The sequence below is a fragment of the Streptomyces sp. NPDC001530 genome, assembly GCF_042894545.1.
Lineage (GTDB): Bacteria > Actinomycetota > Actinomycetes > Streptomycetales > Streptomycetaceae > Streptomyces.
Window position 1 is genome coordinate 308,642 of record NZ_JBIAVS010000012.1, and the last position, 22,180, is coordinate 330,821.

Genomic DNA, 22,180 nt, shown 5'->3' on the forward strand with positions numbered 1-22,180 from the left:
TGGTACCAACTGAGCTACCCAGCCACGAGGTTTCCAGGAGAAACCTCAGCGGTCCTGACGGGATTTGCTGTACCCGATTGCGGCTGCGCCGCGGGCGCGGCCTCCACCTTGACAGGCCGGCGGGCTGTGGCGGGTTCTTGATCGGCGTCAGATGAACGGGCTTGCCGCTGGGCGTACGGGCTGGCGCGGGGGATACGGGTTTGCCGCTGGGCGTACGGCTTGGCTTCGGGGCAAGTAAACGATCAAGGGCCCCGTCCGTCTGGACAGGGCCCTTGGGTTGTGGCTGGGGCCGGGGTCGAACCGGCGACCTATCGCTTTTCAGGCGATCGCTCGTACCAACTGAGCTACCCAGCCACGAGGTTTCCAGGAGAAACCTCAGCGGTCCTGACGGGATTTGAACCCGCGGCCTCCACCTTGACAGGGTGGCGAGCACTCCAAACTGCTCCACAGGACCAAGCTGTTGTGTGCGAACAAGCGAACCTAGTGTCGCACACCGTGCTGCGTGCCCCCAACGGGATTCGAACCCGTGCTACCGCCTTGAAAGGGCGGCGTCCTAGGCCGCTAGACGATGAGGGCTATCGGCCCGCCTGGGCGCTTCTCAGCGCGTCGGGGACGTGAGAAGCATATGGGATGGCAGGAGGTATCGCCAAAACGGTTTACGGGGCGGTCCCGGAGGGCGTGGGGGACGGCGTGGGAGGAAGGCTCGCGCCCGGCTGGTTCTCCTTCGGCAGATGGCGGCTGACCTCGGCCGTTGTCAGGCCCAGACCGCCCAGCTTGATCTCGTCCCAGGCCTGGAGGTGGCGGGTGTCGCGGTCCATGTAGAGGATCGAGGCCTCGATGGGGTCGGGGTACTTGCCTTCCACGGCCCGCAGGCCGCTGCCGCCCGTCGAGCCCTCGATGCGCAGACGCGTGCCGTACTTCATGACCTCCATCTCCTCGTGGTGGAGATGGCCGGCCAGGACCATCGGCACCTCGCCGTCCGTCTCGCGCGCCGCCGACGGTTCGTGGGCGATGGCGACGTCCACGGGAGTGCCCGCCGCCCGCTGGTCGCGCAGGGCCGACGCCAGGCGCGCGCCCGCGAGCTCCTCCGCCGGGTTGCCGCCCGGCTTGATCGCGCGGTCGGGGGTGAACTGCGGATCGCCGATGCCGGCGAAGCGCAGGCCCGCGACCGTGACCGCCCGGCCGTTGTCCAGGACGTGCACGTTCTTCATGTGTTCCAGGTAGCGCTGGGTGAGGGCGGAGTCGTGGTTGCCGCGGACCCAGACGTAGGGGGCTCCGAGGTCCGCGATCGGGTCCAGGAAGCCGTTCTCGGCCGCGGTGCCGTGATCCATCGTGTCGCCGGAGTCGACGATCACATCGATGGCGTACTGCTGCACGAGCGACGCGATGATCTTCCAGCTCGCCGGGTTGAGGTGGATGTCCGAGACGTGCAGGACCCGGATCGTGGTCGGATCGGGCTCGTACGCCGGAAGCGTGGACGTGACGTCGTACAGCTTCGTCACGTTCGTCACCAGGCGCGCCAACTCCTTCTGGTAGACGTCGAATTCGCTGACGATGCTGCGCGCGTTGCCGACGAGGGAGGGCGCCGAGGAGAGGAGTCCGGAGAACTTCGGCTCCAGGACCGACTCCGGGTTCCACGTGGCGAATGCCGTCGCTCCGGACGCGGTCAGCAGGGTCAGGGCCAGTCCGCCGGCGGCGAGTGCGCGGCGCGGGCGCCGATAGACCGCGAGGCCGAGGGCCGTGGCGCCGGAGACGACCGCGATGCAGGAGCGTACGGCCAGGTCGAGTGTGCCGTGTTCGACGTCCCGCGCGACCTCGTCCTGGAGGCCGGACAGCCGCTCCGGGTGGTCGACCAGGGCCTGGGAGCGTTCCGGGTCGAGCTGGTCGACGTCCACGTCGAGACGCAGCGGGGCCTCGTGGCTGCGCAGTTCCAGCGCGCCGAGCGGGGCGACGTTGATCTTCGTGCCGCCGGTGAGGGAGGGGCGCAGGGTCATGGTGGTGTTCATGGGGCCGACCGGGACGCGTACGTTCCCCACGATCAGCAGTCCCAGCCAGGCGCCGAGGAGGACGACGCAGAGCAGGTTCAGAGCGCGGGCGTACGGGTGCGGCTGGGGGACGAGCTCGACCTCCGGGAGCGCGCGGCGGTCGCGGTAGTGGCGGCTCAGGGAGCGGGGCACCGTACGGGCGCGGTGGCGTATGCGGTGTGCGGCGGCGGTTACGGCAGCGGGGACGCGGGCCATTGGTCCCGTATGCCCAAGTGTGGGGGCGGGTATGCGGGCCGCGTCCCGACTCTCGTACGGGCCGTCGTGGACTGTCGTACGGGGGCGCGGTCGGCTGTCGTACGCCTTGGCCGTCCGCCTCTCGGGCGACCTCGGCGTGTCGGCCGGGGGGCGCGCCGAGGGCGCCGGTGGGTCAGCCCCAGCCCAGTTCGTGGAGGCGTTCGTCCTCGATGCCGAAGTGGTGGGCCACCTCGTGGACGACCGTGACGGCCACCTCTTGCACCACGTCGTCCGACGTTTCGCAGGAGCGAAGGGTCGGGCCCATGTAGATCGTGATCCGGTCGGGGAGGACCCCGGCGTACCACTCGCCGCGCTCCGTGAGCGGTGTCCCCTCGTAGAGGCCCAGCAGCTCCGGGTCGGACGGGTCGGGTTCCTCCTCGACGAACACGGCCACATTGTCCATGACCCGTGTCAGCTCCGGCGGGATCTGGTCCAGGGCCTCGCTCACCAGCTCTTCGAACGCTTCGCGCGTCATCTCCAGCACACGGCCATTGTCGTGCACCGTGTCCGAGAACCGTTGAGGTCTTCTCCTTCGGCGAAGTTGAGGTCTTCTCCTTCGAGGAAGGGGGCGAGGCCCGCTTGCGCGGGGCGCGTGTCTTCTTGTGGGTGGCGGGAGTTGGGCAGGAGGACTCCCCGATCCGTCCCCGGGCTCCCGGCTTCTCCCCACGTTCTCGACTTCGCTCGAACTGGGGGACTTCCATGAGCAGGGGACACCCCATCCGGAGGTGGCTGCCCGTGCGCGCCTTGTACGTACCCATCCGTCTGGCCGCCACGGTCATGGCGTTCGCCGCGGCGGCCGGTTGCATGAGCGTGGGTGACGACGGGGAGCGGCACGGCCCCTCGCACTCGGTGGGGCAGCGGGGTGGCGAGGCGCCCGACGGGGGTTCCGCGGCGAGCGGGGGCGGCCGCGGGTTCCACGGGGGCAAGGGAGCGAAGGGGGGTAACGCCTCGGCCGAGCCCGGGGAGTCCGCGTCGGGGAAGGCGTCTCCGTCGGCCTCCGCGTCCAAGGGCGCGAAGCCGTCCGCCGAGGCTCCGGAGAAGGGCAAGGGCGGGAAGGGGCAGACGGAGGAGCCCGCGCCGCCCCAGGGGGAGCCGAGTCCCACCCACACGACCGCGGAGCCGACGCCGCCGCCTCCGCCGCCCGCGTCCTCACCGCCGGCGTCCGATCCCGCCACGGCGGAGCCGTCGTCCTCGGCGCACGAGCAGCAGGCCACGCAACTGGTGGAGCGGGAACCGGCACCGGAGGCGGGGTCACCGGCGTAGGCTTCCGGGTGCACCGACTGGGTTTTCGCCCCCTCCTCGCACGCCGGGCGGGCCAAGAGTCAGCCCCTGACCTGCGCTGATGAGGCCGGTTTGCCTCAGGGGGTGGTGGGTGCGTATGGTGGTAGATCGTTTGATCCCATTTGCCCGGCGCCAACGCAGAGAGCGCCGCGTGTGGCGCGTACTCTCCCTTGCCGTGGCCGGACCGCATAGAGGCGGTCGATTGCGACTTCACGGAGTTTGGGCGCGTGCCGTAGAACTCCGGAAGGTTCGCATTTCGCATGTCTGTTTCCAGTACTGATCACGTCGTCGTGCCCGAGAACAACAACGAGGGCAACGAGGCCGTCGAGATCGTCGACACCGTCGAGTCCGCTCCCGAGGTCACCTTCGCGGACCTCGGTCTGCCCGAGGGCGTCGTCCGCAAGCTCGCGCAGAACGGCGTGACCACCCCCTTCCCGATCCAGGCCGCGACCATCCCGGACGCCCTGGCCGGCAAGGACATCCTCGGCCGCGGCCGCACCGGCTCCGGCAAGACGCTCTCCTTCGGTCTGCCGACCCTGGCGCAGCTCGCCGGCGGCCACACCGAGAAGAAGAAGCCGCGCGCCGTCATCCTCACCCCGACCCGCGAGCTCGCCATGCAGGTCGCGGACGCCCTGCAGCCGTACGGCGACGTCCTCGGCCTGAAGATGAAGGTCGTCTGCGGCGGTACGTCGATGGGCAACCAGATCTACGCCCTGGAGCGCGGCGTCGACGTCCTCGTCGCCACCCCGGGCCGACTGCGCGACGTCATCAACCGTGGCGCCTGCTCGCTCGAGAACGTCCAGGTCGCCGTCCTCGACGAGGCCGACCAGATGTCCGACCTGGGCTTCCTGCCCGAGGTCACCGAGCTGTTCGACCAGATCCCGGCCGGCGGCCAGCGCATGCTGTTCTCGGCCACGATGGAGAACGAGATCTCCACGCTGGTCAAGCGCTACCTGACCAACCCGGTCACGCACGAGGTCGACAGCGCCCAGGGCAACGTCACGACCATGTCGCACCACATCCTCATCGTGAAGCCCAAGGACAAGGCGCCGGTCACCGCCGCGATCGCCTCCCGCAAGGGCCGCACGATCATCTTCGTCCGCACCCAGCTGGGCGCCGACCGCATCGCCGAGCAGCTGCGCGACTCCGGTGTGAAGGCCGACGCGCTGCACGGCGGTATGACGCAGGGCGCGCGGACGCGGACGCTGGCCGACTTCAAGGACGGCTACGTCAACGCGCTCGTCGCGACCGATGTCGCCGCGCGCGGTATCCACGTGGACGGCATCGACCTGGTCCTGAACGTGGACCCGGCCGGCGACCACAAGGACTACCTGCACCGTTCCGGCCGTACCGCTCGCGCGGGCCGCTCCGGCACCGTCGTGTCGCTGTCCCTGCCGCACCAGCGCCGCCAGATCTTCCGGCTGATGGAGGACGCGGGCGTCGACGCCTCGCGTCACATCATCAACTCCGGTACGGCCTTCGAGCCCGAGGTCGCCGAGATCACCGGCGCCCGCTCGATGACCGAGGTCCAGGCCGAGTCCGCGGGCAACGCCGCGCAGCAGGCCGAGCGCGAGGTCTCGCAGCTCACCAAGGAGCTGGAGCGCGCGCAGCGTCGTGCGGCCGAGCTGCGTGGCGAGGCCGACCGGCTGATCGCCCGTGCCGCGCGTGAGCGGGGCGAGGACCCGGAGGCCGCGGTCGCCGCCGCCGCGGAGGCCGTCGTCGAGCAGGCCGTGGCCGAGGCTCCCGCCGAGGTGCCCGCCGTGTCCGAGCAGCCCGCCGAGCGTCCCGCGTACGAGCAGCCGCGTCAGCGCCGCGACGAGCGGGGCAACTACGAGCGCCGTGACGACCGTGGTGGCCGCTCCTTCGAGCGTCGTGACGACAACCGGGGCGGCTTCAACCGCGACCGCCGGGACAACGACCGTGGCGGCTTCCGCCGTGACGACCGTCGCGATGACCGTGGCGGGCGTTCCTTCGAGCGTCGTGACGACAACCGTGGTGGCTTCAACCGTGACCGTCGTGACGACCGTCGCGATGACCGTGGTGGCCGTTCTTTCGAGCGTCGTGACGACAACCGGGGCGGTTTCAACCGCGATGACCGCGGTGGCTTCAACCGTGACGACCGTGGCGGCCGTTCCTTCGAGCGTCGCGACAACGAGCGTGGCGGCTTCCGCCGTGATGAGCGTCGCGACAACGACCGTGGCGGGTTCCGTCGGGACAACGACCGTGGCGGGCGCCCCTTCGAGCGCCGTGACGAGCGGGGCGGCCACCGTGGCAGCGACCGTCCCTTCAACCGCGACCGTCAGGACAACCGCCCCTCCAGCGGCTTCCGCTCCGGCAGCCACGACCGCCCGTACGGCCGTCGTGACGACCACCGCGGCACCGGCACCGGTTCCTTCGGCCGCCGTGACGAGAAGCCCCGCTGGAAGCGCAACGGCTGACACAGCCTGACGTGATCCATCGAGGGCCCGTACGACTCCGGTCGTACGGGCCCTTCTCGTTGCCCCGACAACCCCTTCGGACCGCAAGTACCCACTGGTACGCTCCCGTTGCCCACTCAGGGCATGCACATTTCATTCACAGACGTCACGGGCGCCACAGGTGTCGTACGTCGAGGGGCCGGGGGGTTCCGTGGGGGGCCGTAAGTTCGTACGCCGTCGTGTGCTCGGACGCGGGGGCACGGCGCTGGCCGCGGTTCTCGCGGTGGCCGCGGGTTCGCTGGGGCTCCTGCCGTCGGGGACGGCCGTGGCCGCCACCGGCGCGGACGAGATCGTGCTGCCCGCCGCGGTCAGGACGAGTCCGCGCAATCCAGTGTTCTCGGGGTACGGCGACACCGGTCTGCTCTCCCAGCCCGAGGGATCCGCCCATCTGCGCTGGACGGACTACGCGACCGGTGAGTCGCGTGACCTTCCCCAGTACGACGGGGCCCCGGGGCCGGTGCGGCTCGCCCAGTCGGACACCGTCTACGAGATGACCACCACCAAGCCGTACGTCGTCCGGTTCACCGACCTTCCTTCGGGGGCCGACCGGGGGCAGGTCACCGTTCCCCAGGAGCTGAACTGGGGAGGCACCGCGGGCGGGACGGTCGTGGCGTACCTGGGCTCGGTCGCCGCGGTACGCGAGGTGCACCTGCTGAAGCCGGCCGCCGACGGAGCTGTCACCGACATGACGGTGACCGGCTGGCCGGAGGGCGCGCAGCTGCTCGCGGTGGACGCGCGCGACGCCAGGTCGCTGTTGATGCGCTACCGGATGTCCACGGACGACCCGAAGGTCTTCCTCGACCAGCTCGTGCTCGTCGACGTGCGCGATGGATCCGTGGCCAAGGTCTTCGCCCCCTACAAGGCGGGCTCCGGCCGGAGTCCCTTCCTCAGCCACGACTACGTCGGCTGGTGGTATCCGGGAGCCGGTGCGCGGCTGGTACGGCGGGACGACCTCGACGGGCCGGTGACCGAGGTTCCGGCCCAGGGAACCGAGGGGAAGATCGAGTTCACGGTCGTGGGCGACCAGGTCGTGGTGGCCGACGCGGACACGCGTGCCGTGCTCACGCGCCCCTTGGGCGGCGGCACATGGCGTGAGCTGTTCCCCACGATGGGCGGCTGGATCGATCCGGCCCCGGACGGATCGGCCGTCGTCCCGGCCGGCTCCGGGCCGCAGGACTGGGGCGTGCAGCGGCTCACCGAGTCGGCCGACGGGCAACTCGTCGCCCGCGAGATCATCGACCTGCCGCCGGTCCCGGCGCCGATCGACGGGCTGTCCCTCGCCAACGGCACGCTGAACTGGACGGACCAGACCGCGCCTCCGTCGTCCGACGTCATGTTCAACTCGCGCACCGTGCCCGCGGGCAGCAACCCGCAGGTGGGACCCGTGCGGCAGGGCGGCGCGTGGGTCAAGCCGTGCGGGGTCTGGTACGGCTGTATGCGCCTCTTCGGCGCCGGTGACGGTTCCACCGTCTATTCCGACCCATGGTCCTACGTCTACCGCCGGACACCCGCGGGCGAGGTCCAGTCGGTGCTGGTTCCCGATTCGTCCGGTGACGTGGTGGCGGCGTACGGCCGGTACGCGGTGCTCTCCGGCGGCACCAACCACAAGCAGCACATCGTCGACTGGACGCAGTCCAAGGTCGTGTCGACGCGTACGGCCACGGCCGCCACGGTGTGGGACGGGCAGCTGTGGACCACCACGTCCACGGCGGGCCATGTGTCGATGAGCCGTCTGGGGTCGGATGTGCCGGCCGTGGACGTCAACGTCGGTTCGGCGTGTGTGCCCAGCGAGCTGCAGGTCGATGGCCGCTGGGTCTACTGGGCCTGCGCGGCGCAGGGGACGGCGGGAGTGTTCGACCGCTCCCGGGGGCGGTCCGTGTCCGTACCGGCCGGGGACGCGCTGCTGGCCGACGGGTTCCTGGTCAGGCACGACGCGGGCCGCGGCAAGCTGGTCCGCACGGACTTCGCCTCGGGCAAGGCGGTCACGAACGATGTGGCGGATCTGCCCCGGACGAAGAACCTCGCGGAGCTGAGCGGCGGTTCGGACCGTCGTATCCGCTGGACCGTTGACCCGTACGGGAGCCGGGTGGCCTTCGTGGACCCGGGCGAGCGCATCCATCTCCTGACGGCCGGGTCGCCGGCGGCGCCGGCGTTCCGTGACCACGCGGGTCGGGACGGCCTCTCCGACCTGCTCACCCTCAACTCCTCCGGTGCGCTGACCTTCCAGCAGGGCACCGGCAAGGGAGGCTTCGCCGGGAAGGTGTCCGGGAGCGGCTGGTCGACCACGGTGGTCGCCGTACCCTTCGGCGACCTGAACAACGACCGCTGCAACGACGTCCTGGTGCGGATGAGCGACGGCTCCCTGCGCGGCTACACGCCCGCGTGCGGGCAGGCGCTGGTCCCGTCGACGTCGTACAAGGCGCTCGGTACGGGCTGGAACGCCTACAACGTCCTTACCTCGCCCGGCGACCTGACCGGTGACAAACGGCCCGACCTGCTCGCGCGGAAGGCCTCGACCGGGGATGTCTATCTCTTTGCCGCGAAGAGCGACGGGACGCTGGCGGCGGCCAAGAAGATCCGAACGGCGTGGACGGGGTACACGAAGATCGTCGGGGCCGGGGACCTCAACGGCGACGGGTTCGGTGACGTGCTCGCCCGTGACAGGGCCGGGACGCTGTACCGCTACAACGGCACGGGGACGGGCCTGTTGAAGGACCGGGTGAAGGTCTTCTCCGGGTGGGGAGCCTCGTACAACGCGATCGTCGGCGTCGGGGACATCACCGGCGACGGGAAGAACGACCTGGTCGAGCGGGACTCCTCCGGCAACCTCTACCGCAACGACGGCAAGGGGAACGGGTCGTTCGGCTCACGAGTGAAGATCGCGAGTGGCTGGCAAGGCTACAAGGGCCTTTTTTAGCCAATCGCCTGGCGCATGTCATGCCCTCGGCGAGGGAATCGCTGGGGGCATGACAGATGACGCCAAAGCGAGTGGGCTGTCGGACGAAGAACGGCTTGCCCAGCTCGGCTACACGCAGGTTCTCGCCCGCCGCATGTCGGCGTTCTCCAACTACGCGGTCTCCTTCACGATCATCTCGGTCCTGTCGGGCTGTCTGACGCTGTACCTGTTCGGCATGAACACCGGCGGTCCCGCCGTGATCACCTGGGGCTGGGTCGCGGTCGGACTGATGACGCTGTTCGTCGGGCTGTCGATGGCCGAGATCTGTTCGGCCTATCCGACCTCCGCCGGGCTGTACTTCTGGGCGCACCGGCTCGCCCCGTCCCGTACGGCCGCCGCCTGGGCCTGGTTCACGGGATGGTTCAACGTCCTCGGCCAGGTCGCGGTGACCGCGGGCATCGACTTCGGCGCCGCGTCGTTCCTCGGCGCGTATCTGAACCTCCAGTTCGACTTCGAGGTGACGCCGGGCCGCACCGTCCTCCTCTTCGCCGGGATCCTGATCCTGCACGGCCTGCTGAACACCTTCGGCGTACGGATCGTCGCCCTGCTCAACAGCATCAGCGTGTGGTGGCACGTGGCGGGCGTCGTGGTCATCGTGGGCGCGCTCGCCTTCGTCCCGGACCATCACCAGTCGGCGTCCTTCGTCTTCACGAAGTTCGTCAACAACACGGGCTGGGGCAGCGGCGTGTACGTCGTCCTCATCGGCCTGCTGATGGCCCAGTACACGTTCACCGGGTACGACGCCTCCGCTCATATGACGGAGGAGACCCACGACGCGTCCACGGCCGGCCCGAAGGGCATCGTGCAGTCCATCTGGACGTCGTGGATCGCCGGCTTCGTCCTGCTCCTCGGCTTCACCTTCGCCATCCAGTCCTACGACAAGGAGCTGGGCTCGGCGACGGGCGCGCCCCCGGCCCAGATCCTGCTGGACGCGCTGGGCGCCACGGCGGGCAAGCTCCTGCTGCTGGTCGTGATCGGCGCGCAGCTCTTCTGCGGGATGGCCTCGGTCACGGCCAACAGCCGTATGATCTACGCCTTTTCGCGTGACGGCGCGCTGCCCTTCTCGCACGTCTGGCACACGGTCAGCCCGCGCACGCGGACCCCGGTGGCGGCGGTGTGGCTGGCGGCGCTGGGAGCGCTGGCACTCGGCCTCCCGTACCTGATCAACTACACGGCCTACGCGGCCGTGACGTCGATCGCGGTCATCGGGCTCTACGTCGCGTACGTCATCCCGACACTGCTGCGGGTGCGCAAGGGCGACGCCTTCGAGCGCGGGCCCTGGCACCTGGGCCGCTGGTCCCGGCCGATCGGCATCGTCTCGGTCACCTGGGTCGTGGTGATCACGATCCTGTTCATGCTCCCCCAGGTCTCGCCGGTCACCTGGGAGACCTTCAACTACGCCCCGGTCGCCGTCCTCGTCGTCCTCGGCTTCGCGGCGACCTGGTGGCTGGCCTCGGCCCGCCACTGGTTCCTCAACCCCGACCACGAACGCACGATCGCCCGCGAGGCGGCCCGCAAGGGTGCACCCGAACCGGTCGATCCGTGACCCAGCGCGCCTTCGACGTGGCCGGGTCCCCGATACCCGATCGGAGTCCCGGCCGCGTCCGGCTATGCTCGGGGATGCATCGACACGCGATCGACATCGGGCGCCGGTGCGTGGACCCTTAGCTCAATTGGCAGAGCAGTGGACTTTTAATCCATTGGTTGTGGGTTCGAGTCCCACAGGGTCTACCGGCAAGGCCCAGGTCAGAGGGAATCTGACCTGGGCCTTCGGCGTGTTTCGGGGTCGTGGAGATCGTCAGCTCGCCCGATGCTCGCCCGAAGTGCAGACGATCAAGACATGGAGCGGCCCCGGCCGGTAGACGCATACCGGCCGGGGCCTGAGACCGCCCGCCCCCTCGGACACGGGGGCAGGCGCGGGCGGGGGTCAGTGACGCAAGGACACCTGGGTGGTCTGGGTCGGTACCGGCTTGCACAGGGCGACATGCCGGTAGACGGTCGTGCCGCCCACCGAGGCCGAGGCGATGTCGTGCGCCGTGTACTTCTCGCCGTCTCTGATCGGCTTGTCGCAGCGTCCGCAGAACTTCATCGCCTGGCCTCCCGCACCGCCGCGCGCAGGGCCTTGCCCGTCTCGCACTGGGATTGGTCGTCGGCGCACTGCTCGCACGTTCCGGCATGGTCGAGCAGGGTCCGGTAGGCGCGAGCTCCAGCGCACATGAGGCAGCCGCGCGGGAACCAGTGGGCCTCGACTCCGTGGGCATCGGAGGTCCGCTCCCCGAGGTCGACGGCCGCGCGGTTGTCGAGGGGCGCGCCGCACCAAACGCATGCCCGGCCGCACACCTGCGCTTCGGACAGCGTGTCAACGGACGGCACCGGATGGGCCGCGAGTTGGACCGTGCCTTGCTCTTTAGATCCGGCGTCTCTGCTCATGACTTGAGCAAACCGGAAGTGTCCTGTTGCCCATCAGGACAGAACTGGGGGAGTTACCGGCAGCCGACCGGACAGTTTTACCCAGCGGGCAGCGGCGGGAGCGCTACCGTCGAGGGACGCAGGTGCACGAGGGGGCACGGTCGTGGCCAGACAACGGAACGTCCAGCTTGAGGCGCTGCTCGCCGAGTTCGGGTTCACGCATCAGCGGCTGGCCGACGAGGTGAACCGGACGGCCGAGGACATGTTCGGCAAGGCCAACAACTGCACCGACCGGCATGTGCGGCGGTGGATCGCCGGGGACGTGCAATGGCCGTGGGCCAGCTACCTTCTTCCCCTTCAAGAGATCTTCGGACGCGGCCCGGAGGCCATGGGTTTCGTCCCGCGCAAGTCCTCACGCGTACTAGCCCCGCCTCGGCGGCCGGCGGCCGTGAAGGAGCAGCGCCCTGTGAGACGACGGGAGTTCATCGCGGTTGGCCTGGCCACCGCCCTAGGCCTGGACGCCATCCCCTCGGCCGGCCGTCTCGGTACGAGTGACGTCGAGCGGATCCGCGGTATCGTCCCCGCCTTGTACACCCACGATCACGCCCTCGGCGGGGGCGCCCTGCACGAGGTCGCCGCGCAGGCCCTCAGGCACGTCCACCATGCGCTCAACCACTGCACCTACGGGGAGCGTGTCGAGCGTGCCCTGTACGCCGCTACGGGGGATCTTGCCGCGTCCGCCGGCTGGTTCGCCTACGACGCGGGCAGGCAGGCGGAGGCGACCGGCCTGTACAACGAGGCGTTGCAGCACGGCATGCTCGCCGGGGACGGCATGCTGCAGGCGCGGGTGTGGTCCAACCTGGCGATGCAGGCCCGTCTCCTCGACCGTGATCAGGAGGCGCTGCGCATCGGCCGGGCCGCAGTCGAGACCCGCCAGGCCAAGGGCGATCCGTGGCTGATGGCGCTGCTCCACTGTCGCCAGGCCGTCGGGCATGCGCGCACTGGGGACCGCACTCGCGCCGAACGTTCCCTGGCCCGCGCTGAGACGGCCTATGACCGTGCGCAGGGCGAGCCCGCAGCCTGGCTGTCGTTCCTGACCCCTGCGGAACTGACAGGCCTTGCCGGGGCCGCACACCAGGCCCTCGGCCGCTACGAGCGGGCGCAGCAACTCACCGGCGCGGCCCTGGGCATGCTGGAGCCGCGCTTCGAGCGCAACCGGGTGTATTACACGGCGCAGCGAGCGCAGGCGCTTCTCGACGGCGGGGACATCGAGCAGGCGGTCACCGAGGCCGGGCAGGCGATCGCGATCGCAGGGCGGGTTCAGAGTGAACGGATTCAGGGGAAGCTCGGCGATCTGCGGCGGGACCTGCGGCGCTTCGCGCACGTGCACGCGGCGGCCGATTTCCTCGAGCAGACACGCCAGACAGGAGCGTGAAGCATGGACGGGCTGCGGCTGGAACGCAGGGACGCGACGGGCCTTGCTGATGTTCGGCACGAACTCCTCGATGTGTACGCGGAGATCTACGCGGACCGGCTCGGCGAGGAGTTCCACAGCATCGAGCGGTTCGACGAGCGGCTCGGCTGGAATACGGAAGTGCCCGGCTTCGCTGCGGTCGTCGGCTATCTCGACGACACCCCGATCGGCTACGCCTACGGCTGCACGCTGCCTGCTGACACCCGATGGTGGAACGGACTGCTCACCCCGGTGCCCGACGGTGCGATCGTCGAGACTGGCGCCCGCACATTCGCCCTGTCCGAGCTGATGGTCGTCGAGAAGCTCCGCGGTACGGGCGTGGCGCATCAGATCCACGACGAGCTTTTGCGCAGCCGGCCCGAGGAACGGGTGACGCTCCTCGTTGAGCGCGACCATCCGAAGGTCCGCGGCCTGTACGAGACGTGGGGCTACGAGTGGTTCGGCGAGGTGCAGCCCTTCACGGACGCGCCCCTGTACGACGCGATGGTGCTGAACCTGCACTGACCCCGGACATGACGAAGCGCGCCCTGCGCGGCTGTCATGACCGTGCAGGGGGCGTCTTCACGCGTACTCGCGGCGGGAGGGTCGAGTCCTGCAGCGAGCGGACCATTCCCGTTCCCGGGGTCGTCGGGCTGCGGTGCGCCGTCCTTGTGGCAGACGAGCGCGTCCGGGTCGTAGGACGGGACCTCGAGGTGGTAGCCGTCGGGGCAGGTCTGCCCGTCGCGACCGTCGGCGCCGTCGCTCCCATCCCTGCCCGGTGGACCGCTCGGCCCCGGGACGGTGGAGTCTGCCCCCGGCGGGCCGGGCGGTCCCGAGGGGCCGGGCGCTGTGGCGTCTGCGCCGTCCCGGCCGGGCGCCCCGGACGCGCCGGGCGACGGGATGATGGTGGGGGCAGGCTTCCGGGGATCGCCCTTGGGCCCCCGCGGCCCAGGGACGGGTACCGGCACTCTGGCCCGGTCGTCCAAGTCCTCGACCGCCATGGCGTGCGCCTTGATCCAGCTGGACTTGCCCGCGGCCGGCGGGCCGGTGACGACGTACAGCACGCTGCGTCGCCAGTCCCGTGAGGCTCGCTGCTGCGGCCGCGGCGCCATCCTGCTGCCCCTGGCGCTGTTGCACTTCCGGTGCGCCGAGCGGGCGTTGGCTGGGTCGAGGAGGTCGCCGCCTTTCAGCGCAGTGTGTCCGCGGTGGTGATTGTAGGTGTGCAGCCACTGCGGGAAGGCGTCGCGTCGTTCCTGTTCGCTGCGGTAGGGGCGGGCGCCTGACCTGCGGTCAAGCCGCCTTGGCCTGCCTGCGTTTGGCGGCGAGGATGGCGACGTCCTGTACTGCGTACCAGGGCTGTCGAGGGCTACGGGGGCCGAGCTGCTGCTCGGGGGTACTTCTCGGCGAGCGCGCGGGTGACGCGGCGGCCCTCTGGGACGTGGCTGGCGGGCAGGGACTCGATGAACTTGGCGCGCCGCTGGTACTCGGCGATCCCGGAGCGCAGCCCGGACAGGCCAGCCTCCAGGTCCTCGTCTTCGTCGCCGGACACGTAGCGGTGGCAGATGGGCTTGACGGAGTCGAGGTCGCCGGAGCCTTTCAGCTCGTGGATCCTCAGTTCGGCGGCGGGGTCGAGGGCGACGCCGAGGACGATGGCGAGCGCGCAAGACGTCTTGCCGGAACAACGGGCAGGCCCCGGCGTAGAGCTGACCTGGATATGAAAGGCCGCCCCGTCACCCAGGTGGCGGGCCTTTCTGCTCGGCCACTGCTCGTTCGAGTCCCACAGGGTCTACCGAGTACAGCGCCCCACCCGACTCAGGTCGGATGGGGCGCTGTTGTCGTTGTGGCGAGAACGGCGGGGGTGTCAGCCCGCGGTGAGTTCCGGGAGCGGGAGGGTGTGGTGGGTCTGGAGGACCTTCGCGCGGAGGTAGCGGACGTTGTGGGCCGTGGTGAAGACGCCGGTCGGGACGCGGTGGGAGACCGTGATGCCGAGGTCGCGGAGCTGGTCGGCCTTGTCGGGGTTGTTGGAGAGCAGGTCCAGGGAGTCGATGCCGAGGGCCTGGAGCATCTGGGCGGCGGCCGTGTAGTCGCGGTCGTCCTCGGGCAGGCCCAGCGCGGCGTTGGCGGCGTAGGTGTCGAGGCCTTGGTCCTGGAGGGCGTACGCGTCGAGCTTGTTGTAGAGGCCGATGCCGCGGCCCTCCTGGCGGAGGTACAGCAGCACGCCGCCCCGCTGTGCGATCTGCTCCACCGCCTCGCGCAGCTGCGGGCCGCAGTCGCAGCGGGCCGAGCCGAAGACGTCGCCGGTCAGGCACTCGGAGTGCAGCCGCACCAGCGGGTTGGCGCCGGGCTCGCCGAGGACGACGGCCAGGTGTTCCTTGCCGTCGGCGAGGCCGTGGAAGGTGACCAGCTCCGCGTCGACGGAGTAGCCGTCGCCGAAGCGCAGGGGCACGCGGACGCGGGTGCGCACGGTGGCGGTGGGGTAGTCGCGCATGTTGTCTCTCCGTCCAGCGGGTGCGTACGAGATGGTGCTTCAGATTTGAAGCACACCCTCGGACGGAGACCGTACCCGATGCTTCAAAGTTCAAGCAATAGCTTTTACGGTGTCTCGCGGATCACGCGGTCAGCGCCTCGCTGCGGTCGCTGCGGTCGCTGCAGTGCCTCACTGTGCGCACTGCGGACAAGCGCCTCACTGTGCGCACTGCGAAGAAGAACGTCGCCGCCACGGCAGATCTTCCCCGCCGACCCCGGGATCTTCGCCCTGGATCGCCCGCGCGATGCTCTCGCAGATCTCCTCCAACTGCCCCACCTGCTCGGGGGTCAGATGGTTGAAGACCGCCGACCGCACCGTCTCCGCATGCCCTGGCGCCGTCCGCTCCAGGATGGCCATGCCTTCGTCCGTGAGGATGGCGACATGGCCCCGCTTGTCGGTGGGGCAGCCCTCGCGCCGTACCGTGCCGTCCTTCTCCAGCCGCGTCACCGCGTACGTCAGCCGGCTGCGGGTGATCTTCAGGATCTCGGCGAGCTCGGTCATCCGCAGCCGCCGGTCCGGCGCCTCGGACAGCATGGCCAGGATGGAGTAGTAAAGGTGGGGCATGCCCGCCTCCGCCTGGAGCTGGCGGTCGATGGTGTCCTCCAGGAGCGAGGAGGCGGCGACGTACGAGCGCCAGGCGCGCTGTTCGGCGGGGGAGAGCCAGCGGGTCGTCATGCGTACAGTCTAGGTATTGTTTAAAAATTGAACCACTAGGACTTCATTCGCTGAGTCATGTCACGTCGTCCGAGTCGTACCGAGTCGTACGGATCGAGCCGTACCGAGTCGTCCAGTCGAACCTGCGAGAGCTGGAGGGTCCGCCCCCATGCCCCATCCCTACGTCCTGTTGTCCGCCGCCGTCTCCCTCGACGGCTTCCTGGACGACACCGGTCCCGAGCGGCTGCTGCTCTCGAGCCCGGCCGACTTCGACCGGGTCGACGAGGTACGGGCCTCCAGCGACGCGATCCTGGTCGGCGCGGGCACGATCCGCTCGGACAACCCGCGGCTCCTGGTCAACTCGGCCGAGCGGCGCGCGGCGCGGGTCGCCGCCGGGCGCCCCGAGTACCCGCTGAAGGTCACCGTCAGCGGATCCGGCGACCTGGACCCGGCGGCGCAGTTCTGGCACACGGGCGGCGAGAAGGTCGTCTACACGACGGACAAGGGGGCGGCCAGGGCGGCCGATGCCCTGCGCGGGCTGGACGACGGGCTCGGCGTCGAGCTGGTGTCCACGGGGGCCGAACTCGACTGGCGGGTGCTGCTGGAACACCTCCATGACGTACGCGGTGTGCGCCGCCTCATGGTCGAAGGCGGCGGGCGGGTGCACACCCAGCTGATGCGCGAGGGGCTCGCGGACGAACTGCAGCTCGCCGTCGCGCCACTGTTCGTCGGCGAGCCGGACGCGCCGCGGCTCTTCGGGCCGGGGGCGTATCCCCCCGGGCGCATGCGGCTGGTGGAGACACGGCCCGTCGGGGACGTCGTCCTCATCCGGTACGTCCCCACCGCACCCGGCGCCGGGGCGCTCGCCTCCGCCGCGGACCGGCACTGGCTGGCGCTCGCGTGCGAGCTGGCGGAGCTGTGTCCGCCCTCGGAGACCGCGTTCAGCGTGGGCGCGGTGGTGGTGGCCGCCGACGGGACCGAACTGGCGCGGGGACACTCCCGTGAGGGCGGCGACTTTGTGGTCCATGCCGAGGAGGCGGCGCTCGCCAAGATCGACCCCGCCGATCCGCGCCTCGGCTCCGCCACGGTGTACAGCAGCCTGGAGCCCTGTGCCCGGCGGGCCTCGCGGCCGGCGCCGTGCGCCCGGCTGATCCTCGACGCGGGTGTGCGACGGGTGGTCACCGCGTGGCGTGAGCCCGACACGTTCGTCGCCGGGGCCGACGGGAACGCGCTCCTCGCGGCCGCGGGCGCCGACGTGGTCGTACTCCCGGAGTACGAGGAGCGGGCCAAGGCGCCCAATCGGCACCTTCTGGGATAAATCCCTTGCTTGGGAGTGCCTGTGGAGTGCCTGCGAAGTGTCTGCGCGGGGGTGCGTTTAAACGTGTGTGCTTTGGGTCCCGCGAATGGCGTACACTGGTTTCAACGACGCGGGGTGGAGCAGCTCGGTAGCTCGCTGGGCTCATAACCCAGAGGTCGCAGGTTCAAATCCTGTCCCCGCTACTGAAGGCCAAGGGCCGGAACTCGGATTCACGAGTTCCGGCCCTTGGTGTTTCCCGGCCGTCACCGCCCGGGTGCGACCGGGCGGTGACGGTGCTGTTGAGGGCCCCTGTCCAGCGTTCTTGATCGTTATCACCTGGGGTGATCGGACGGTGCCCCTCCGCATAACAACTGACGCACCGTTAGTTGAGTGGATGTTTATGAGGCGTGGTCAACTCGCCCGTTTTTCGCCGCTGGTGACCCGTAAGTCCTGGCCAAAAGCGTTAATGATCAGTCCGAACAGCTTGGAATCCGGTACCCGCGTCTATTAACGTTCGATAACGCAGCGCGGTCGTCCCAGCCGTCACAAGAGGCGGCTCCGTGCGCACGCGCCGAATCCCGCAAGGGAGCCGGGGAACCACCAACTTGGGGTGAATCGAGCGTCTTCCACGGTGGAACAAACCGTGGTTGACGCGCGTAGGAGACCTTCCTGCTCCGAACCCGTCAGCTAACCCGGTAGGCGAGAAGGAAGGAAAGGAGCGCGCCCACGTGGCGTCCAACCGGCCTGCCCAGCAAACCTCGTTCGCGCCGAACGACACCCAGCCCTTCGGCTACGCGTACGGCAACGACGAGGGTCCCTGGGAGGAGTGGAATCCCACCGAGGATTCCGTCCGTCCCGTTCGCGGCCGGCACCGCGTCAGCAAGCAGCGCGGCGGAGGACTCGCCCGCAGCTCCACGGTTCTCGGCGTAGGCGTCATCGCCGCTGTCGGCGCGGGCGGCATGGCCACCGCGGCGCCCGGCAAGCCTCCGGTGTCGATCTCGCTGCCCGACCTGTCGTCGGTCACCGACTCCGCCAAGGCCCTGATATCCGACGCCGAATCCAGCGCACCCAAGGGTTCCGCCACCCCGCTCACCAGCGCCGGTCTGACCAGCGCCGACGCCGCGCAGGGCAGCACGGACGCGGGCGAGGCCCTGCGCGCCCGCATCATGCAGCAGGCCGAGTCGCAGCAGGACCAGGTCGACAGCGCCGCCCAGGAGGCCGCCGAGGCCGCCGCCGCGAAGCAGGCCGTCGCGCTCGCCGCCAAGGAGCAGGACGAGGCAGAGGCCAAGGCCGCCGCCGCCAAGAAGAAGGCGGAGGAGGAGGCCAAGGCGAAGGCCGAGGCGGAGCGCCTCGCCGAACTCGCCAAGAGCTACTCGCTGCCCACCTCCTCGTACACGATCACGTCGACCTTCGGGCAGGCCGGCTCCATGTGGTCCTCGGGCTACCACACCGGCCTGGACTTCGCCGCGCCCACCGGCACGCTGCTCAAGGCGATCCACAGCGGCACCATCACGGAGGCGGGCTGGGCCGGCGCGTACGGTTACCGCACGATCCTCACCCTCGAGGACGGCACGGAGCTGTGGTACAACCACCAGTCGTCGATCGGAGTCAGCGTCGGGCAGAAGGTCACCACGGGTGACGTCATCGGGCGCGTGGGCGCGACCGGCAATGTCACCGGGCCGCATCTGCACCTGGAGGTCCACCCCGACGGCGGGGACGCGATCGACCCGATGGCGTGGCTGCGCAGCAAGGGCCTCACCCCCTGAGCCGACGCTCGCCTCGAACCCCTGAGCCAGCCGGCTCTCGCCCCAGCTCCTGAGCCGGCTCTCGGCTTCAGCCCCCTGAGTTGATGCTCGCCTCAAAGCGTTGAGTCGACGCTGGCCTCAACCCTCTGAGGCCGACTCTCTTCGAACCCGGCCCGGTTCTCTTCTGATCCCCGGCGGTCCTGACGACACCCCCCCGACGTCAGGGCTGCCGGTCAGGCGTTTGCGGAATTCATGAATCCGGTACGGCGTTGGATTCGACCATGACTTCTCTGCGCAAGCTCGGTTCCTCCGACCTCGAGGTCTTCCCGCTCTCCCTCGGCGGCAACGTCTTCGGCTGGACCGCCGATGAGGCCCAGTCCTTCGCTGTGCTCGACGCGTACACGGCCGTCGGCGGCAACTTCGTCGACACCGCCGACTCGTACTCGGCGTGGATCGAGGGCAACAAGGGCGGTGAGTCCGAGACCATCATCGGCAAGTGGCTCAAGGCCCGCGGCAACCGTTCGGACGTCGTGGTGGCCACCAAGGTCAGCCAGCACCCCGAGTACCCGGGGCTGTCCGGTGCCAACATCAAGGCCGCGGCCGACGCGTCCCTGCGCCGTCTGGACACCGATTACATCGACCTCTACTACACGCACTTCGACAAGCCGGAGGTGCCGGTCGAGGAGATCATCGGTGCGCTCGACGAGCTGGTGAAGGCGGGCAAGGTGCGGCACATCGCCGCCTCCAACATCTCGCCCGAGCGGCTCCAGGAGTCCCTGGAGTTCTCCGACCGCGAGGGCCTCGCGCGCTACGTCGCCCTTCAGCCGCACTACAACCTCGTCTCGCGCGACACCTACGAGGGCGCTCTTCGGGACGTCGCCTCACGCTCCGGCCTAGCGGCCGTCCCGTACTACGCCCTCGCGTCCGGGTTCCTCACCGGCAAGTACCGCCCGGGTGCGACGGTCGACAGTGCGCGTGCGCAGGGCGCCGGCAAGCACCTGGAGACGGAGCGTGGCCGGAAGGTCCTTGCCGCCCTCGACGAGGTCGCCCAGGCCCATGACGCCCCGATCGCCACGGTCGCCCTCGCCTGGCTCGCCGCCCAGCCGACGGTCGCGGCGCCGATCGCTTCCGCGCGGACCGTTGAGCAGCTGCCGGCGCTGCTCGGGGTGGCGGACCTGGCCCTTACGGCCGCGGAGCTGACGAAGCTGACGGAGGCGTCGGCGTAACCGCCGAGTGTTTTCGCCCCCGCCGCCCCTACCCATTCCCGTCCCTTGGGGGCTCCACCCCCAAACCCCCGCCAAGGGGCTCCGCCCCCTGGACCCCCATCGGCCTTGACGGCCTCGTCCTCATACGCCGGACGGGCTAAGGACTTTCCAGCGCCGGCCCGGGGGAAGTTTCAGCCCGTCCGGCGTTTGAGGACGAGCGCGAAGCGCGATACGGGAGTCTGGGGCGGAGCCCCAGGTACGGGACGGGTAGGGGCGGAGGGGGCGAAAAACTACGAGCGGTACGGGTTGTACGCGGGATACGGCGCCGCAGGCCCGTAGAGCCGGCCGGGCCCGTGCGGCTGGCCGGGCCCGGTCGGTTGGGCGGGCCCATACGGTTGGGCGTGGCTCACGTACCCGTACGCGGGCCACGGCTGCGGATACGCGAGCACCGGAGCCGTCGCCCGCGCGGCGTACGCCAGCGCCGGCCGAGCAACCTCCCGCCGCCGCCACAGCTCATCGAGCAACTCCCGCTCCCGTACGACGAAGTCGGCACCCGCCCGCCCCCGCCGCCCCCGGTGACGCAGGAACGCCAGCGAGGTCGCGTACGCCTCGTACTCCGCGACCGAGCGAGCCGCACCCTTCCCGAAGTGATGGCCGGCCCACTCGCGGGCGAGCCGCCGCGCCCGCATCGAGCCGAGGACGTACGGCTCCGTCGCGGTCAGCCACCCGGCGACGGCGTACGCGGGCAGTTCCGAGCGGATGGTGCGCAGCTCCCGCTGCCGGGTCCAGACGGCCAGCCAGGTGAGCAGCCCGAACGCGGGCACCATGAACGCCGCGTACACCGCGAAGAAACCGTACTCCCCGAAGTTCGACGAGCCGTTCCACGCGGAGTGCATGCCCATGGCGAGCAGCAGCCCGCCGAGGGGGAGCAGGACGCGGCGCAGATGCTGGCGCTCGGCGGACAGCGCGGCGATGCCGAAGCCGATGCCGGTCAGCACGGTGAACAGTGGGTGCGCGAAGGGCGACATCACCACGCGGACGAAGAAGGTCGCGGCGGTCACGGACGCGAGCCCGCGCTCGCCGCTGAGCTGGTCGGTGCCGAATGCGGTGCCGAGGTAGAGGATGTTCTCGGTGAACGCGAAGCCGGTGGCGGTGACCCCGGCTATCACCACCCCGTCGACGATCCCGGTGAAGTCCCGTCTGCGGAAGAGGAAGACCAGCAGGACGGCCGCCGCCTTCGCGGACTCCTCGACGATGGGCGCTATGACGGTCGCGCCGAGGGTGTTGGCGTGGGACGGATCCGCGGTCGCGGTCGCTATCCATCTGGTCGCGAAACTGTTCGCGACGATCGCGATGAGCGCGGCCGCGCAGGCTCCCCAGGCGAAGGAGAAGATCAGGTTCCGCCAGGGGCCGGGTTCGACCCGGTCCAGCCACCGGAAGGCGGCTATGAGGAGCGGCACGGGGAACACGGCGAGGCCGAGGCCCACCAGAAAGCCCTCGGTGCCGGTCTGTTCGCGGACGAGGGCGAGGATGACGAGCCCGGACATGGCGAGCAGGGTGATCAGCGCGCCGTACCGCACCCATCTGCGCTGCCACCAGTGGGCGTGCCGCAGCGGCGCACCGCCGGTGGGGCCGCTGGGGTGCGTCGGGTACGGGGGACAGGTGGCCACGGCTTTGACCCTAACGAGGAAGGGGCGCAGCCCGCGACGGCGCCTGGTGCCGCCCGGGGGGGTTCCCGAGAGCCGCCGAAGAGACGCCCGAGAGACTCCCGCGGGTTTCAGCGAGAGCCTCAGCGAGGCTTCAGCGCGGCAGCCTTGGCCGTCGCCGGACTGCTGGTCCGATTGCTGCCCGGGTGGTTGGTCCGGAGCTGCCCGGGTGGTTGGTCCGGTGCTAGCCG

The 22,180-nt window shown here is 70.1% G+C and carries 17 protein-coding genes, 5 tRNA genes, 1 pseudogene and 1 riboswitch; of the genes and pseudogenes, 11 read left to right on the forward strand and 12 right to left on the reverse strand.

What is annotated here, in order from left to right; all coding sequences use genetic code 11:
- Positions 1-280: 280 nt before the first annotated feature.
- The 5 genes from ACFY0T_RS26085 to ACFY0T_RS26105 all read right to left on the reverse strand — a co-directional run bounded on the left by ACFY0T_RS26085 (position 281) and on the right by ACFY0T_RS26105 (position 2,763).
- Positions 281-354: transfer RNA gene (locus ACFY0T_RS26085), tRNA-Phe, on the reverse strand.
- 25 nt (positions 355-379) lie between these two features.
- Positions 380-454: transfer RNA gene (locus tag ACFY0T_RS26090), tRNA-Asp, on the reverse strand.
- A 49-nt stretch (positions 455-503) separates the two neighbouring features.
- A tRNA-Glu gene (locus tag ACFY0T_RS26095) sits at positions 504-576 on the reverse strand.
- Positions 577-656: 80 nt separating this feature from the next.
- Positions 657-2,240, reverse strand: coding sequence for a metallophosphoesterase (locus ACFY0T_RS26100; RefSeq protein ID WP_388875053.1), 1,584 nt, complete (start codon positions 2,238-2,240; stop codon positions 657-659).
- 172 nt (positions 2,241-2,412) lie between these two features.
- Positions 2,413-2,763 (reverse strand): metallopeptidase family protein, encoded by a 351-nt coding sequence (locus ACFY0T_RS26105; protein WP_388875056.1) that lies wholly within the window; start codon positions 2,761-2,763, stop codon positions 2,413-2,415.
- A gap of 251 nt (positions 2,764-3,014) precedes the next feature.
- Between ACFY0T_RS26105 and ACFY0T_RS26110 the strand changes: the two genes are divergently transcribed.
- The 5 genes from ACFY0T_RS26110 to ACFY0T_RS26130 all read left to right on the forward strand — a co-directional run bounded on the left by ACFY0T_RS26110 (position 3,015) and on the right by ACFY0T_RS26130 (position 10,724).
- Positions 3,015-3,542 carry a hypothetical protein gene (locus ACFY0T_RS26110; protein WP_388875059.1) on the forward strand — a complete coding sequence of 176 codons (528 nt, stop codon included), beginning with the start codon at positions 3,015-3,017 and terminating at the stop codon, positions 3,540-3,542.
- A 278-nt stretch (positions 3,543-3,820) separates the two neighbouring features.
- A complete protein-coding gene (locus tag ACFY0T_RS26115) occupies positions 3,821-5,998 on the forward strand; it encodes a DEAD/DEAH box helicase (RefSeq protein ID WP_388875062.1) in 2,178 nt (725 codons plus the stop codon).
- A gap of 190 nt (positions 5,999-6,188) precedes the next feature.
- On the forward strand, positions 6,189-8,954 hold the full coding sequence (locus ACFY0T_RS26120) for an FG-GAP repeat domain-containing protein (protein ID WP_388875065.1): 2,766 nt from the start codon (positions 6,189-6,191) through the stop codon (positions 8,952-8,954).
- A gap of 49 nt (positions 8,955-9,003) precedes the next feature.
- Positions 9,004-10,539, forward strand: a complete 1,536-nt coding sequence (locus ACFY0T_RS26125; RefSeq protein WP_388875068.1) for an amino acid permease — start codon at positions 9,004-9,006, stop codon at positions 10,537-10,539.
- A gap of 112 nt (positions 10,540-10,651) precedes the next feature.
- Positions 10,652-10,724: transfer RNA gene (locus ACFY0T_RS26130), tRNA-Lys, on the forward strand.
- A gap of 196 nt (positions 10,725-10,920) precedes the next feature.
- Here ACFY0T_RS26130 and ACFY0T_RS26135 read toward each other — a convergent pair.
- A complete protein-coding gene (locus ACFY0T_RS26135) occupies positions 10,921-11,082 on the reverse strand; it encodes a hypothetical protein (RefSeq protein ID WP_388875071.1) in 162 nt (53 codons plus the stop codon).
- Positions 11,079-11,423 (reverse strand): hypothetical protein, encoded by a 345-nt coding sequence (locus tag ACFY0T_RS26140; protein ID WP_388875074.1) that lies wholly within the window; start codon positions 11,421-11,423, stop codon positions 11,079-11,081. The genes ACFY0T_RS26135 and ACFY0T_RS26140 overlap by 4 nt, the downstream gene beginning before the upstream one ends.
- 142 nt (positions 11,424-11,565) lie before the next feature.
- Between ACFY0T_RS26140 and ACFY0T_RS26145 the strand changes: the two genes are divergently transcribed.
- On the forward strand, positions 11,566-12,837 hold the full coding sequence (locus ACFY0T_RS26145; RefSeq protein ID WP_388875077.1) for a hypothetical protein: 1,272 nt from the start codon (positions 11,566-11,568) through the stop codon (positions 12,835-12,837).
- A 3-nt stretch (positions 12,838-12,840) separates the two neighbouring features.
- Complete coding sequence (locus tag ACFY0T_RS26150) at positions 12,841-13,380, forward strand: GNAT family N-acetyltransferase (protein ID WP_388875080.1); 540 nt, start codon at positions 12,841-12,843, stop codon at positions 13,378-13,380.
- A gap of 656 nt (positions 13,381-14,036) precedes the next feature.
- Here the strand turns inward: ACFY0T_RS26150 and ACFY0T_RS26155 are convergent.
- The 4 genes and pseudogenes from ACFY0T_RS26155 to ACFY0T_RS26170 all read right to left on the reverse strand — a co-directional run.
- Positions 14,037-14,195, reverse strand: a pseudogene (locus ACFY0T_RS26155) (IS481 family transposase); the annotation flags it as partial.
- Between the two features lie 26 nt (positions 14,196-14,221).
- Complete coding sequence (locus ACFY0T_RS26160; RefSeq protein WP_388875187.1) at positions 14,222-14,404, reverse strand: hypothetical protein; 183 nt, start codon at positions 14,402-14,404, stop codon at positions 14,222-14,224.
- Between the two features lie 312 nt (positions 14,405-14,716).
- The gene (gene ribA, locus ACFY0T_RS26165) at positions 14,717-15,343 is read right to left on the reverse strand and encodes a GTP cyclohydrolase II (protein ID WP_388875083.1); all 627 of its coding nucleotides are present in this window, start codon (positions 15,341-15,343) and stop codon (positions 14,717-14,719) included.
- Positions 15,344-15,538: 195 nt separating this feature from the next.
- On the reverse strand, positions 15,539-16,057 hold the full coding sequence (locus ACFY0T_RS26170) for a MarR family winged helix-turn-helix transcriptional regulator (protein ID WP_388875086.1): 519 nt from the start codon (positions 16,055-16,057) through the stop codon (positions 15,539-15,541).
- A gap of 148 nt (positions 16,058-16,205) precedes the next feature.
- On the opposite strand from ACFY0T_RS26170, the gene ACFY0T_RS26175 reads away from it, so the two are divergent.
- From ACFY0T_RS26175 to ACFY0T_RS26190, 4 genes are all read left to right on the forward strand, one after another.
- On the forward strand, positions 16,206-17,354 hold the full coding sequence (locus ACFY0T_RS26175; protein ID WP_388875089.1) for a dihydrofolate reductase family protein: 1,149 nt from the start codon (positions 16,206-16,208) through the stop codon (positions 17,352-17,354).
- Positions 17,355-17,462: 108 nt separating this feature from the next.
- A tRNA-Met gene (locus tag ACFY0T_RS26180) sits at positions 17,463-17,536 on the forward strand.
- Between the two features lie 356 nt (positions 17,537-17,892).
- Positions 17,893-18,050: riboswitch (cyclic di-AMP (ydaO/yuaA leader) on the forward strand.
- Between the two features lie 11 nt (positions 18,051-18,061).
- Positions 18,062-19,099, forward strand: a complete 1,038-nt coding sequence (locus ACFY0T_RS26185) for a M23 family metallopeptidase (protein WP_388875092.1) — start codon at positions 18,062-18,064, stop codon at positions 19,097-19,099.
- A 260-nt stretch (positions 19,100-19,359) separates the two neighbouring features.
- Complete coding sequence (locus ACFY0T_RS26190) at positions 19,360-20,304, forward strand: aldo/keto reductase (protein WP_388875094.1); 945 nt, start codon at positions 19,360-19,362, stop codon at positions 20,302-20,304.
- 269 nt (positions 20,305-20,573) lie between these two features.
- On the opposite strand, the gene ACFY0T_RS26195 is transcribed toward ACFY0T_RS26190, so the two are convergent.
- On the reverse strand, positions 20,574-21,953 hold the full coding sequence (locus ACFY0T_RS26195) for a PrsW family intramembrane metalloprotease (RefSeq protein WP_388875096.1): 1,380 nt from the start codon (positions 21,951-21,953) through the stop codon (positions 20,574-20,576).
- Positions 21,954-22,180 lie beyond the last annotated feature (227 nt).